The sequence below is a fragment of the Nostoc sp. FACHB-190 genome, from assembly GCF_014696905.1.
Classification (GTDB): Bacteria; Cyanobacteriota; Cyanobacteriia; order Cyanobacteriales; family Nostocaceae; genus Nostoc_B.
In genome coordinates this window covers 189,779-203,741 of sequence record NZ_JACJQW010000002.1, presented here as the reverse complement: position 1 = coordinate 203,741, position 13,963 = coordinate 189,779, and the positions used below count along the sequence as shown (strand labels likewise).

At 40.7% G+C, this 13,963-nt stretch carries 12 protein-coding genes; 3 read left to right on the top strand and 9 right to left on the bottom strand.

Translation table 11 applies throughout. From position 1 onward, the window contains the following. Positions 1–2: 2 nt before the first annotated feature. Entirely contained in the window at positions 3–320 is a 318-nt protein-coding gene (locus tag H6G28_RS03870) for a hypothetical protein (protein WP_313933924.1), read from the bottom strand. A 218-nt stretch (positions 321–538) separates the two neighbouring features. Here H6G28_RS03870 and H6G28_RS03865 point away from each other — a divergent pair, with 218 nt between their 5' ends. Together H6G28_RS03865 and H6G28_RS03860 are read left to right on the top strand one after the other, a co-directional pair. Beyond that, complete coding sequence (locus H6G28_RS03865) at positions 539–838, top strand: hypothetical protein (RefSeq protein ID WP_190590306.1); 300 nt, start codon at positions 539–541, stop codon at positions 836–838. Positions 839–846: 8 nt separating this feature from the next. Continuing rightward, positions 847–1,284: a type II toxin-antitoxin system VapC family toxin gene (locus tag H6G28_RS03860; protein WP_242048418.1), complete on the top strand. Its 438-nt coding sequence runs from the start codon at positions 847–849 to the stop codon at positions 1,282–1,284. 71 nt (positions 1,285–1,355) lie between these two features. Here H6G28_RS03860 and H6G28_RS03855 read toward each other — a convergent pair whose 3' ends face one another. From H6G28_RS03855 to H6G28_RS03820, 8 genes are all read right to left on the bottom strand, one after another. Beyond that, complete coding sequence (locus H6G28_RS03855; protein WP_190669090.1) at positions 1,356–2,411, bottom strand: saccharopine dehydrogenase family protein; 1,056 nt, start codon at positions 2,409–2,411, stop codon at positions 1,356–1,358. Between the two features lie 108 nt (positions 2,412–2,519). Next, positions 2,520–2,825 carry a putative quinol monooxygenase gene (locus H6G28_RS03850; protein WP_190669088.1) on the bottom strand — a complete coding sequence of 102 codons (306 nt, stop codon included), beginning with the start codon at positions 2,823–2,825 and terminating at the stop codon, positions 2,520–2,522. Between the two features lie 201 nt (positions 2,826–3,026). After that, a complete protein-coding gene (locus H6G28_RS03845) occupies positions 3,027–4,667 on the bottom strand; it encodes a lipoxygenase family protein (RefSeq protein ID WP_190669086.1) in 1,641 nt (546 codons plus the stop codon). A gap of 200 nt (positions 4,668–4,867) precedes the next feature. Further along, positions 4,868–5,815, bottom strand: coding sequence for a hypothetical protein (locus tag H6G28_RS03840; RefSeq protein WP_190669084.1), 948 nt, complete (start codon positions 5,813–5,815; stop codon positions 4,868–4,870). Between the two features lie 51 nt (positions 5,816–5,866). Next, the gene (locus H6G28_RS03835) at positions 5,867–7,300 is read right to left on the bottom strand and encodes a c-type cytochrome (protein WP_190669082.1); all 1,434 of its coding nucleotides are present in this window, start codon (positions 7,298–7,300) and stop codon (positions 5,867–5,869) included. A gap of 26 nt (positions 7,301–7,326) precedes the next feature. Then, a complete protein-coding gene (locus H6G28_RS03830) occupies positions 7,327–7,758 on the bottom strand; it encodes a hypothetical protein (RefSeq protein ID WP_190669080.1) in 432 nt (143 codons plus the stop codon). A 95-nt stretch (positions 7,759–7,853) separates the two neighbouring features. Then, positions 7,854–9,326 (bottom strand): c-type cytochrome, encoded by a 1,473-nt coding sequence (locus H6G28_RS03825; protein WP_190669078.1) that lies wholly within the window; start codon positions 9,324–9,326, stop codon positions 7,854–7,856. Between the two features lie 381 nt (positions 9,327–9,707). Beyond that, positions 9,708–11,348 (bottom strand): NADH:flavin oxidoreductase, encoded by a 1,641-nt coding sequence (locus H6G28_RS03820; protein WP_242054445.1) that lies wholly within the window; start codon positions 11,346–11,348, stop codon positions 9,708–9,710. Between the two features lie 422 nt (positions 11,349–11,770). On the opposite strand from H6G28_RS03820, the gene H6G28_RS03815 reads away from it, so the two are divergent. Next, on the top strand, positions 11,771–13,771 hold the full coding sequence (locus H6G28_RS03815; protein WP_190669074.1) for a hypothetical protein: 2,001 nt from the start codon (positions 11,771–11,773) through the stop codon (positions 13,769–13,771). Positions 13,772–13,963 lie beyond the last annotated feature (192 nt).

Here is a 13,963-nt window from a genome sequence, read left to right as displayed (position 1 = left end):
CTCTAGGACAAGGCTTTCGCTAACGCTTCTCCCAGTTGTTTGAGGGCTTTTTCTTTGGCAAAATCGGCGGCGGAACGTGCTGACTCTGCAAGAATTGTATCAGTGTTGGGAGTTAACTTTAATGCTCCACCGAGATACCCAAGAGCCTTGACGTAATAATCAGACAAGTTGGTAGAAGCTAAACGTTTCACCATTTGGTGATCACCACTTTGAAAAGCGGTTAAAGCTTGGCGATGTAATTCGGTTTCGGGAGTTCCTAAAACTTCCAGGATAGCGTTAACGGCTTGGTTGACTTTTTCTAAGGTGAGTTCAGATGACACGGCTTGTATGATTGCGATGTTTGTAACTACATATAGCAGAATACAGATCAGAGGTAACAGTTGTGTAGGGCGCGTTAGACGGCTCAAATGTTGTCAAAAAACAGATTCTTGATATCTCACGCACCCTACTAATATGCCAGTTACGTAAGTCCTGTCATAATTAGAATTAACTACTATTGCCATAGATCCATAATTTAAGTATGGAGTTGAAAAACAACATGGACAATAACAAAATTGAGGTGACTGGAATCAGTGAACCTCTCCTCCAGTTGATTGATGAGCGAGTGAGGCACTTTGGAGGCGACAGAGCAGCATATATCCGTAATTTGATTGAAAAGGATATATTCGGCACATCACACCGACACAAACAACAAAGTATCGATCTGGGTACAAAGCGTACTTTTGACCCACAACAATGGTCAGCTGACATGAAATTATTAGCTCAAGGTGCGGAAAAAATACCAGTTTTACCGCCAGAAGCATTTATCCGTGAAAGCATTTATGGGAATCATGACTGATGCTGTTCATGGCAGATACAAACATTCTATTACGGTTCGTTTCTCCTTCAGATCCAAATCATATTTTGGTTCGTGATGCCATATATTCTTTATTGCAAAGGGGAGAAGAAATCTGTTACACATCACAAATTCTGGGAGAATTTTGGAATGTATGTACGCGACCTACAACGGCACGAAGCGGTTTTGGCTTATCAATTGAGGAGACAGACCAGAAAACTCAAGTGATAGAACGTTACTTCAATTTTTTGTCTGATAGCGCCGCCGTTCATACACAATGGCGGCGTTTAGTTGTGGATTATAGGGTGTCTGGGGTTAAGGTACATGATACACGGCTGGTTGCAGCAATGTTGGTGCATGGATTAACCCATATCCTGACATTTAATGTTAGTGATTTTGCCCGTTATTCAGAAGTTAGTGCTGTTCACCCCAAAGACATAACACCATAAGACAATTGAGAATCTAAGTTTGTACTGCAAAATCTTCTGGATCAATTCCCCAATTTGCCAAAGGTGATAGTTTAATCACTCCATCTTTTTACTCCAGGTATTTCTAATACCAAATCCGCACCGTAAACATTCCCTGGGGTTTGAAATCCTGGCTTAACTTCACCTTGGATGATGTGTTTAATCACTACTACAGCAGCTAAAGCCGTAAAATCGTAAGCTTCGGGGCCGATGAGTTTTGCTGTAACTTGACGACCAGATTCATCTTCTGCAATAGCAACAACTCCAACTTTACCTTGAGCGCGTTCTGCTGCACTTGGCCCTTGTGGGAGTTGTTTAATTAAACTCGCTAAGGCGCTTTGGAAAAGAGATGAGTTAAATAACCAGCCTAAATACTGACTGCTTTCCATCAGAAAACTTACCGGGTTGGGAAAGACTGTGTAAGTTTCGATATTGGGAATATTTGTACTGTGGAATGCGGTAACAAGATCAGCACGCCAAGGGTTAGTTACGGCGGTGACTAAACCCGCACCAAAATTAACTTGACGTTTTTGTTCTGCTGGTCGAGAAGGAATTAGTTTGCCTGCTTTGCGGACGACACCCATTTCATGTAAGCTGGGCAGGACAGTATTGGCAGTTCCTTGAGAAACACCACCTTCAGTTTCATAGATTAAGGTGAGACTGTTGGCGGTTGGTAACTGAGATTTGAGGTAAATTGCAAGACAATCTGTCGGGACGACACCAAACCCAACGCCAGGAAGCAGCATAATTCCTGCTTGTTTCGCCTCCTCATCCCGTGCTGCTAAAGCCTGAAATTCGGGAACTTCGCCAGCGATATCTAAATAATGGGTGTGAGTTTGCAAACAGACATCAACGAGTGATTTGGCAGTTTTCGCAAACGGCCCGGCACAATTGAGAACAACTGTAACATCTTGCAGAGATTGTGCGATCGCCTGCGCGTCATCCAAACTAAACACCCGAAAATCAAAGTTTAATTTCTCCGCAATTGATACCAATGCACCTTGATTTCTTCCAGCCAAAATTAACTCTACACCCTGACTTTTTGCCGTTTCTGCTATTAATTTCCCTGCATAGCCAGTCGCACCATACAATAACACCTTTGCCGTCATGATTTTTCCCAAATTAAATGTTCACAAATCCCCCTAACCCATAACTTATACACATTCAAATCCCCCCCTTTTTAAGGGGGGTTAGGGGGGATCTAAACTTAACTTGACTTAATTATTAATAATCTGCTGCCATAGTTTAACTTCTGGTGGTTCTATTAAAAATTCCTCTGCTTTAGCCCCCAGCGCCCGAATATAAGGCTGTTGTAAATGTTGATCCAAAATTGCTTGACTAGCCCAATTTTCATGCAGCAAAAACACAGAAGGGTCTTCGATAGATTGATGTAAATCATAATTAATACATCCATCTTCCGCACGAGTGAGCGCAATCACCGGTTCAAATTCTGCTCTAAATTTATCTTCTAAACCTTGTTTTACTTTTAACCGAGCCGTAACTGTAACTTGTTGACTTGACATGATAGATTCTCCTGTTTAAATAGATACAGGACTTACGCACCAAGATTGTCTATGAAGATTGGGTGTAAGGGTTTTAAATACATACACTCCTACACCATCGCCAAAACCCTTGATTTTTCGTTTTTATGCGTAAGTCCTAAGATAAAAATAGGGAGTTGAGATAATAAAATTTTCACTACTCCCTACTCCCCACTCCCTTTTCTAAGTATTGATACTGTTAATAATCTGGGAAGGTTTGAGGAAATTATAAGGTATAGGACGAGTTTGATTTCTAATATCAATTTGTCGTTCTATATCATGCAAATTTTGTTGGAACTGTACCACTAATTCCTGTGCCAATGGGTCAGCAAATTCCTCATCATAATAACCCAATTTATCATAATGGTAAGATGTTAAAATATGCGTCCACATTACTTGGTCAGCAGCTTGCTTAAATGGTGGCAATATCTTCATGATGGTTTGCATATCTACACCCTTACTTTCGGGAGTTGGATGATAAGCTGCATAAGGCATATTCGGTACGAAAGCCATGTATTCGTACTGAGAGAAATTTAAAGCCGAATGGAAAGGAGCGCAGGTAAAAACTACAACCGTAATAATTTGAATTAATTGGTCGATAGTTTCTATTTTTTCTGGCATTCCTTTAACACGTCCACCATCTTGAGCAACTAATTCTCTTGCCCAATTTTGCAATTCATAATCTTCGCTTAAGTCTTGAGGCGTTTGGTAATAAAGTTGCAAATAATCTGTGACAAATTTATGAATAGCATCCCAAACCAACATCCCATCATCCCGGAACGGAAAATGCGGTAATATATCTGGGTCATCCATATTTTGACTTTTCATTAATGTCGGGAAGACAAATTTATCAACACTCCATTCTTGGTAAGTTTTGACGACAAACGTTAAAGATTCTTCCAAAGAACCAGCCATAAATTCATCGACTGGGCCACCTGGTTGTAAAAAGTGGGTGCGTCCCAAATCGTTATCAAATAACATAAACCGGAAGTGTGGTTTGAGTAGTAAAGCAATGGGATGATTGGCTGCTAATTGGCGTGCCGTGGCAATACAAAAAGGAGCCATAACAGCATGAGTATAGGCAAAATGACTACCTAATTCTTGATGGTTGCCGTCAGCAATCTGCACAGAAGTTTTGGCTAAAAACCAATCTAGATAAGGGTCATCGGGAGTGTAAATCAATCCATCTGTCCCAGCATCATTATTTAATTTAATCGCCACTGGACGCAAAGAACCACCATTTGGTAAACCATTGCTCTGCCAGTAAAATAAAGCTTGAGGCTTAGGTAAATACTTTCTCACATTTTGAGAAGTTCCACCTTTAATATCAAAGAGTGTGGGATAATCTAATAGGTAAAGTTTACCTTCTTTGAGAGCCGCTTCTAAGTTACTTTCTGTCCCGACAGATTTTTGAAATTGTGCGTTTGTGATACCGAGATTTGCTGGTAAACTATCAATTCTCCGAAGTGCTAAAGGGTTAGCACCTGATAATCTTTGCTCGGCGAAACATGAATCGGTTTTATAATTATTCATCACTGCTGGTTTAGGTAGCAGTGTCAACAGTTCTTCGTATTCTTCTAATTCATCTAAAGGGTCAAGAAAATTTCTAGCTTTGGCAGCTAACATATTTGGTGCTAGATTTGCCATACTAGCGAGGCGTTTAGCTGTATATTCTGCCGAGAATAGTTCTTGATGGGGGACTTTATCAATAACGGGAATAGGAGCTAGATAATTATGATTAAATTTATAATCTTCTCGATTTTTGACTAGCTCATCTTTACGGATGTTGGGGTTAGGATCTACCTGGGGTAAGTATGGTTTCATGATAGTTTTTAAGGAGGAAAGGAGGACAAGGGGGATAAGGGAGACAAGGAGGAAAGGGAGACAAGGGGGATAAGGGGGACAAGGGGGACAAGGGGGACAAGGGAGACAAGGGGGACAAGGTAGAGAGATGTTATGTTTTGCTTGGCTTTGTCCAGCTAATGAATATGAATTATTATTTAGACTGGGAGAGGTCGAGAAACTCAACCAAATCTGGGAGTTTCTTGTTGGACAACATTAATGATTTCTTCAGTTACTTTGTCGTTGCGCCAGTAGCTACCATGTGCGTCGCCACCAGAAAGCAAGGGTAAAAGTGTTTGTGCAAATGGTATTTCTAACCATCCGGCGTTGTGGGTGAGGATATCTTGAATATCTAAGTATTTGGTATCTCCATCCACTAAATCGATCATCAGTTTTTGCAGTGGGTAAGCAATAGGATCACCAGGATGAAGATAATTGCGCCAAGGTAGTTTTTTACCTTGACGTAATTCTTGCAGACACTCTAAAAATTTTTGCAGGTTGGGTGTAATGTCGTGGCTACTGGGTGAATCTTTACTATCTTTACCGGGGTTGATATTGGTCAAGCTAAAGATGGCTACAGGTGAACCGAGGGTGTGAATACTTGCAATGGGAATCCCTTGACGACGATCGCTATTTTTCCCAGCTACACCAAAAATGCTATCGCGGATAGCCATCACATCATCTTTACCGGGTGCTTTATCTTCATCCCAACGGCTGGCAAACAAAAGATCAAACAAAATCACTGTTCCCCAACTGTGGCTGACTATGTGCAGACGATCATCAGGTTGGGCTTGATGTAACCCGTTGGCGATCGCTTGAGTTTTCATGCGGTTGACAACTTTTGCACCAACATGACGGCTAATATAAAGTGCAGCATCGCCAGCAAAGGGAATAATTTGCTTTTCTCGAAATTCTTTAAACCAAACATCTTTCCAATAAGGTGAGACTCGAAGTTGTCCTAGCAGTTTATTTTCTAGTTCTTCGTTGACATCACCCCAGTAAAGAGAGATTTTTCTGAGATTTCGTTGGCGATCGCTTGCACTTTTTCTCAGACGTTCAAACAGTTCATCGGCGTATTTATCGTTGCGGATACTTACACCATGAATAAACAACACATAGTCTGTAGCCATTTCAACACCCCTTTTCTGCAAGTTTTATCGAAACGACGATGCTGCTTAGGTCTATAAGGTTTTTAAGTACTCAATCAGTGCTTTTTTATCGTCATTAGGCAAATCAGTACCATAAAGATGTCCCTGATTGGAATTAGCAGCAACGGTCGTATCATATTCAAAACCTACACGTTCAGCTTCTGTTCCTTCGGAAATAAAGCCAACTCTTTGCGAATCGTAAACATCGTAGCCCCGATAAAAGGTTTTGGGACGATCCTCTGGTTTTGCGAACAAATCTTGCAGAGATGGAACAGAACCATTATGTAAATATGGCGCTCTAATCCACAATCCATCCAGAGATACAGCCACATAGCCATCAGTTTTCCGTAATTGGCTGAAATCCCAAGGATAGCCATCACCAAAGTGATTGTAGGTGTCGGCGGCTTGCTGCGTCCACATATCTAAACGATGGCGGTCTGTTCCTACTTCTTCTACAGGAATGACTGTACCTGTTCTTTCACCACCAAAGGCGTGACAAGATGCACAGTTGTTAGCAAAGATTTGACTTCCTTGCGTCGCTAATTTCTCATCCACTGGGAAAGGATATTTAGGTGGCGCAAGTGTAGTGATATAGTCTTCTACTCGTTGCAAATCAGCAACAGGTAAAGAATCTTTCGTTGCACCATCCCCAATTGCGCCTGTTTGCACAGTTTCTTTGAGAGAAGTTTCTAAACCATCCCAATGCAAAGCAAATCCTTTGTGTAGTGCCTGATTCCAAATCGGCATCATATCGGAGTTACCGATAGTGTCATCTTTGGGCAGTTTTAAGGTGTTGAATTTCACCGGGTTAAACGGATCAATTCGACCAGGCCCCCAGTTAGGACGAGAATCCATCCAAGCAAAATCGGCGCTTTGTTGTAGCAGGGCTTTTTTAGTTTGGGGAATAATCAAAAACCGATAAAGTAAGTTTTCGATCCAAGAAAACTCATGATTATATTTGATTTCATCTAAAATATAATCGGCGTTAAATCTGGGGTCGCTGGCGGCTGCACCCAAAAAGCGCACATAAGCTTGGGAATTGAATTTGTTAGAAGGCCCAGCCGGGAAAATATGAGGTTTTTCTAGGGGACTGGTTCTATATGTAGCAGTATGACAAACCGCACAAGTTATACCTACACGGGGGAATCCAATGGTTTTTTTCGTAAAACCAACTGGGGTTTCTTTGCCTTCTTCCCAAGTAATTCCTAAAGAAGTGTAACCGCCTGGCCCTGGTAATTTATCAGGAAAGATGCGGGGTAAAACTAACCAAATCCAATAAGGTATTCCTTGGGCTGGTTCTGTACCAATGGAACCATATTTAAAATGTTCTGCTGGTGATTTGTAGGTAAGCGGCACATCCCGAAATAAATGATACCAAGCAATGTAACCTACACCCCCGACTAACAACACAAAAACTAAAGCAATGCTGGCGAGAATTCTGCCTAATTTCTCTTTAAATATTTTCATAAAATGACATTGCTCCTTGGTAGAAATTAGGAGAATTGTTTGGCTGGTTCTTTGGCGATCGCCTCAGCATTTTCACTCCGCGTCGCTAGAGTTAAGAAAATTGCTTCTACTACACCAAAAAATAAGTCTACAAAGGCAATCGATAAAAAGCCTTTATCTTGCCCAAAAAATAACACGGCACAAATAAAAAATGTCGAACCAAAGGCTCTAGATGGGAATATTGATATCCAAGCCGTTGCCCGATAGCGATTAGGATCAATTGCACCTGGAATGTAAAATGCACTAATGATAAATAACAGCATTCCCGCCGTTCTTACCCAGATAATTGGGTCTGGTTGGTGCATCTTTAAAAACCACAACATTAACTCTGGAAAGAAGCATGAGGGAATCACAAACAACATATTTACAATAATTCCCAACCAAGTTATACGGCTAAACCACTTTGTGTATGTATTCATGATTAGTTCCTAATTTACAGTATAAAAAATCTCCTCCACCAGCATTATTTTCTGCATAAGCTTTAACTGTTCTGACTCCTGAATTCTTGCTAAGATTACAGTTGCTTCATGTACTCAACCAACGCATCTTTGTCTGCTGGTGAGAGTTCAGTTCCATATACATGGCCGCTGTTGCTGTTTCCAGCTTCGTTCGTATCAAATTTAAAATATTGTTTGCCGTTTTCTTGGGCAACAGTTGATACAAACCCAACTTTTTCCCGATCAATCACATCGTAACCCCGATAAAATTCTTTGGGTCGATTCTCTGGTTTTTCTAGCAAATCTCGCAAAGTGGGAACTGAACCATTATGTAAATAAGGGCCGCGTAACCAAATACCATCTAGAGGTGAGTTAGCATAGCCATTTGTTTTACGGAAATTCTTAAACCGCCAAGGATAACCTGCATACAAAGTATTTTGGTTAGATAAAGTTTCGTAGGTAAAGGAATTTAAGCGATGAGGATCTGTACCAATTTCTTGAATGGGTACAACTTTACCTACATATTTTCCGTCAAAGGCATGGCAACTAGCGCAATTATTGGCAAACAGTTGTTTTCCGGTAGCAGCTAAAGTTTGATTAACTTCATAGGGATATTTAGGTTCTGGTAATGTCAATAGCCAATCAGCCACTCGTTTAATTCTATTTAAATCAATTGTCGTGGGTGTAACTCCCGCACCTAAAGCGGCACTTTTGTTACGTTCATCAACAGATTTGTTATTCCCATCCCAGTGTAATTCCATGCCTTTACGTGGTTTTTGATTCCAAATGGAAGGGAAATCGGATGTGCCGATTAATTCATCCTCACGCAATTTATCCATTGGGAAATGAAATTGAATTGATTTATAAGGATTGAATGTATCGACTCTACCCGGCCCCCACTCTGGTTGATCATCAATAAATTTCAGGCGGTTTCTTTGATTAATTAGTGCGTCGCGGGTTTGGGGAATAGCAATAAACTGATAAACTAGCTTTTCTATGGGATTTAAACCGCCACTAATTTTTTCAATTTCTGGCAGCATTCGGTTGGTAGTAAAGCGCGAATCGATCGCTACATCTGATAAAAATTTAATATATCCCTGCAAGTTGACGACATTAGCAGGCATAGCTGTGATAATTTTGCGATCGCTATTTGGTGTATCACGTATTGTCCCGGTATGGCACACCGCACAATTCAAGCCAACACGGTTAATAAACACCCGCCGTTGCGAAAACCCAATGGGTAAATCTTTTCCTTTTTCTTGAATAAATCCCAAGGAAGTATAACCTTTAGCGGGTAATTTATCAGGAAATAATTCTGGCAGAACTTTCCATATCCAGTAAGGAACTCCATTGACCGCCTCACTACCAATGGAACCATATTTAAAATGTTCTTGGATATCAGCATAATCAACTGGGGAGTTAGATATAACAGGCCAAATTAAAAATATAACTACTGCTACAACTCCCACAATTGCAGCCACAATCCACTTAAAAACCGCCTTCGTTCCCTTTACGACGGTGGGAACTAGCGTCGGACTTGTTTGAGTCATGACAAAATTACTCTCTGGTTAATAGTCAAGAGTCAATAGTCATTTGTCATTAGTAAATTGATGTTTTATGCAACTTTTTCTTAAACCTAATCCCCAACCCCTTCCCCTACAAGGGAACTATGGTGTATACACAAATATTCGTGTAGTACATCTGTCCCGCCTCGGAATTCATTCCGAGTCTCATAGCGCAAGTCATCTGAAGATGACTCAACTAAAAATGTATTCCAGTCCACTTAAGTGGACTTTGGCTATGGGCCTGGAACTTTAGTTCAAGGCGGGATGCGGTTTCATACAGCAAATTTTCGACTTGTGTGTCCACCGTAGGGGAGAGCTTTAAAAATAAATTGCACACCTCATTAAATCTGAATGACAAATGACAAATTAAATGTGTAATGCTGGAACTTCTGCGTTATGTTTTGCCGAATCATCACTATGAAAGACTGACATGACTTCTTTGATCATTGCGTCATAGTCATTATCAAAGCGACTGAGTTCATAACAACCCAGGGGATTTTCAATGACATTCAGCAGACATTTATTACAGTAAGTACATGGTCTATCGGGTAAGTCTTTACCTTGTTGCAATTGTTTTGCTAAATCGTTATTGGCAATCAATTGTCGAGCAATTGTCACACCATCACAATAGCCATCTTCAATAGCTTTGCGAATAAATGAACCTTGTTGAAAACCACCAGTACACAAAACCGGAATATTCACGGCTTGTTTAATTGCTTGGGATGAAAGTAAGTTTCTACCTTGGTTTTCTGCCAATAATTTTCTCATGACATCATCGGCGACATCATCACCAGTAAAGGCTGGCGGTGGGAGTTTTCTTTTCACCCGATTCCATAAGAATTTGAAAATTGGGTGTAGCAGTTTGTAACGGAATAAGATGTAGTTGCGAGTTGTATTTTCTCCACTAGAAAGCATTGTGTCATAAGTTTTGGTGATGACATCAAAATTAAAATCACCAATGGGGTTAAGCGGATGAGGGAATAAGCTTCCTACAGAGACATGAACAGCATCAGCACCAGCTTTTTCAGCCCATTTACAAATCTGTACAGATTCTTCTAAAGTATTGCCGGGTTTTTCACAAGGAATCACAGCATCGTTGTAATCAATGGCACTAATTTTAAATTGCAGATGAAAATCATTACCAACTTCTTGCCGAATTGCCCGAATTACATCTAGTAAAAACCGCGCCCGATTTTCGAGTGAACCACCATATTCGTCGTTGCGATCGTTAATTCCTGAACTGAGAAATTGGTTAAATAAATAACCGTTAGCACTGTGTAATTCTACTCCATCCAATCCCGCTAAACGCGCCCGTCTTGCGCCATCAGCAAACATTTGGATGGTTTCTTTAATTTCTTTTAAGGTCATTGCTTGGCAGCGCAAGCCGTGAAAAGATTCAGTATTACTGGTAGAACTTAATCCTTTTAAACCATCGTTTTCTACACCACCAATGTCTTGCTGTCTTCCTGAATGGCTGAGTTGCAAAATGAATTTACAGTCGTATTCATGTACTTTTTCACCGACTTTGCGCCAAAAAGGAATCCTATCATCGCAGTGAATTGTGGCATAGTTGGGCATAATCCGGCCGCGAATTGTTACAGGTACAAATGAAGTAATAATCGCGCCAACTCCACCACGGGCAAATTTTTCTTCCCAGTTAATTCTGGCTTGAGTACCTGAACCATCATAGTTATCCCACCTACCGGATATACTGGAGCGAAAAATCCGGTTTTTGACCGTGAGATTCCGAAATTGCAATGGCTTAAAGATAATATCGTTCTCCATACTCTCCCCCCTGTTTGCAATAGAATCAAGTATTAAAATTATTACTGTGTCAACAAAAACTACCCAGATAACTACCATTGATAGATGTTCTGGGGCTTCGTTTGAAATACTTACAAGTTCAAAATTGAGTTTTTCGGATTTCAGGTCAAAGATTAAGTTTTTGTTACTTAGTCTGCTGACCAAATATTCAACTAAAGGCTTACCCGTTAATGGTTGAGCCATTAAATCAGATTTTTTTATGAATGAGTTAAACTAGCATTCTCAACAAAACAAATCTTAAGAAATCCTGTTTTTGATGCTAAGGTTAACGCAACATTAATACTCGCTCCCAAACATAATTTGTTACAAAATTAACCTAGTTTAAAATCTCGCTTACAAGATAACAAATGATATTGATGATGCCAGGGTAAATTTACAATTTTTTAAGTAAATCAGTTGACAAAATAACGGTTTTCTTAGTGACGTTTGGTTAACTTGTGTAGTAATTTCATATATGACCGTGCCTAAAATTAAGGTGCAATATTCTTTATTTGCCATTAGCCAAAAATCTCTGAAAGATAAATCAGGAAAGCGGCAAATTAATGGTGAAGCTTTGTTATTAAGATGCACCTGATTAGGTTTAGGTGTTACTCATAGAGAGTTGTATGAACAAAATACGCCTACTGTGGAAGGGCTGTTTGGTGGTTGTAGCGGCGATCGCAATTATCATTTGCGGTTGGTACAGCACCCCAACAGCTCTAGCTGATGAGTATGGTGAAACACCTGCTCCCATCTCTCAAAAGTATAATGATGCGGATTATGCTGATAACTGCGATGGTATCGGATATCTCCCGCCATATACTAAAGAAAATCTCACTGACGCTGAAAAAAGAGGCCGTTGTACTTGGTACTTATGGACTGGTGGTAATGGCGAATACTATCGGGATATCGCCAAGCTCACCCACGGCAATGTTGACTTACTCCAGCTAATTGACTCGAAGTACCATGATGAGCGTTTGAAACGCTTTGGTGCAATCAACGACCCCGGATGTGAAAAAGCCACAGAACCAGATAAATATGGGTTGTTGTTGGATAAGTGTAAAGACCCTCTTTCTACTGGTGTGATTGGGTTACGTAAGTTCCCAAACCCCAAATTTGATCCAGCAAAATGGAATGCTGAGAAATACGTCAAGGATGTATCTATTGAGCCTCCATATCTGATTGGACAGTCTTGTGCTATTTGTCACGTTGCTTTAGACCCACTCAACCCGCCCAAAGACAAAGAACACCCCCAATGGGAAAACCTTGTGCCAGCTTTGGGTAATCAGTACATTAAGGAAGCTGCATTATTTTCGCTCAAACTCAGAGATGATAGTTTCATCAAACAAGTCTTGCTGGCACAACGTCCCGGCACATCTGACACCTCAAGAATTGCGACAGACCATATTAATAATCCTAATGCGATTAACGCCATTTTTAATTTAGGCGATCGCCCCACATATCCCGAAGTGATGAACGATGGTTCCACCAAAAATGTTAATCACATTCTCAAAGATGGTGCAGACTCCACAGGTGTAGCTACAGCTTCTTTGCGTGTGTACGTCAACATTGGGATGTGTGGTGACTATTGGCTAAAACTGCACGAACCAATGTTAGGTCGAACCCCCCAACGTCCTTTTGATATTGAAACCGCCAGAAAGAATTGCGAAGGCTGGAGACAAACAGAAGCACGGATGGCTGATGCAGAAGCATTCCTCAAAACTATCAAACCGATGCACCTCAAAGATGCACCCGGTGGTGACGCTTTCTTAACCAAAGATGACAAGGTTCTCGAACGTGGCAAGATAGTTTTTGCTGATACCTGTGCATCTTGTCACTCTAGTAAAAAGCCACCTGCTGAAATTGCAGCAGACCCCGAACAAGCGAAGAAATGGTACGAAGAATCAGTACTGAGTAGCAATTTCCTCGACCACAACTTTTTATCGGATGACCAACGCTACCCAGTCACACTACTTGGTACTAACATTTCTCGTGCTTTAGGAACCAACGCGACTAAAGGCCATATTTGGGATCAGTTCTCTTCTAAAACTTATAAAGAACTACCTTCTCCTGGTCAAGTAACGCTGCATAATCCCTTCGATCAAGCCAAACCAATTAATTTCCAAATACCAGCAGGTGGCTTAGGATATTACCGCACACCTTCACTAATTAGTATTTGGGCAACTGCACCATTTCTCCATAACAACACTTTAGGTTTGTATAACGAAGATCCTTCTGTGCAAGGTCGGATAACAGCCTATAACGATGCGATGGAAAAACTGCTATGGCCAGAAAAACGGGAAAACATTATCAGCAGAACTAACAGCAAAACTAAATTAGATTTGCCTCCAGGAGATCCCAATCCGAGATTGCGTTTACCTGTACCTAAAGGTACACCTGTCAACTTGTTGGCAAACGTCAATATGAGAGAGGCGATTACTTCTCTGAATCTGGGTAACTTATTCCAAGATTTAAGACCAGGAGGTGGCATCAAAGGTAAACTCGCCCGCGTATTATTGAGAGCGAATAAATCTCCTGACTTCATTGAAGATAGAGGTCATACTTTTGGTTCTGATTTGTCTGATGAAGACAAAAAAGCACTCATCGAGTTTGTGAAAACCTTCTAAACAACTCGTCAGAATGCTGATCATTTAACTATTCGTTCCTAAGTACAACTTAGGAACGATAAATATTTAGAATCAGGACTTACGCACCAAGATGGTATGTGGAGATTGGGTTTAGGGGTGAAAGGGTATGGGGTATAAGGGTTTTGAATAATACACCCCTACACCCTGGTCTAAACCCTTGATATTGCGTCT

Bases quoted from the DNA above. Each gene is read 5' to 3' on its own strand.
- H6G28_RS03865 (WP_190590306.1), top strand. From the start codon at position 539: ATGGACAATAACAAAATTGAGGTGACTGGAATCAGTGAACCTCTCCTC.
- H6G28_RS03860 (WP_242048418.1), top strand. From the start codon at position 847: ATGGCAGATACAAACATTCTATTACGGTTCGTTTCTCCTTCAGATCCA.
- H6G28_RS03855 (WP_190669090.1), bottom strand. From the start codon at position 2,411: ATGACGGCAAAGGTGTTATTGTATGGTGCGACTGGCTATGCAGGGAAA.
- H6G28_RS03850 (WP_190669088.1), bottom strand. From the start codon at position 2,825: ATGTCAAGTCAACAAGTTACAGTTACGGCTCGGTTAAAAGTAAAACAA.
- H6G28_RS03845 (WP_190669086.1), bottom strand. From the start codon at position 4,667: ATGAAACCATACTTACCCCAGGTAGATCCTAACCCCAACATCCGTAAA.
- H6G28_RS03840 (WP_190669084.1), bottom strand. From the start codon at position 5,815: ATGGCTACAGACTATGTGTTGTTTATTCATGGTGTAAGTATCCGCAAC.
- H6G28_RS03835 (WP_190669082.1), bottom strand. From the start codon at position 7,300: ATGAAAATATTTAAAGAGAAATTAGGCAGAATTCTCGCCAGCATTGCT.
- H6G28_RS03830 (WP_190669080.1), bottom strand. From the start codon at position 7,758: ATGAATACATACACAAAGTGGTTTAGCCGTATAACTTGGTTGGGAATT.
- H6G28_RS03825 (WP_190669078.1), bottom strand. From the start codon at position 9,326: ATGACTCAAACAAGTCCGACGCTAGTTCCCACCGTCGTAAAGGGAACG.
- H6G28_RS03820 (WP_242054445.1), bottom strand. From the start codon at position 11,348: ATGGCTCAACCATTAACGGGTAAGCCTTTAGTTGAATATTTGGTCAGC.
- H6G28_RS03815 (WP_190669074.1), top strand. From the start codon at position 11,771: ATGAACAAAATACGCCTACTGTGGAAGGGCTGTTTGGTGGTTGTAGCG.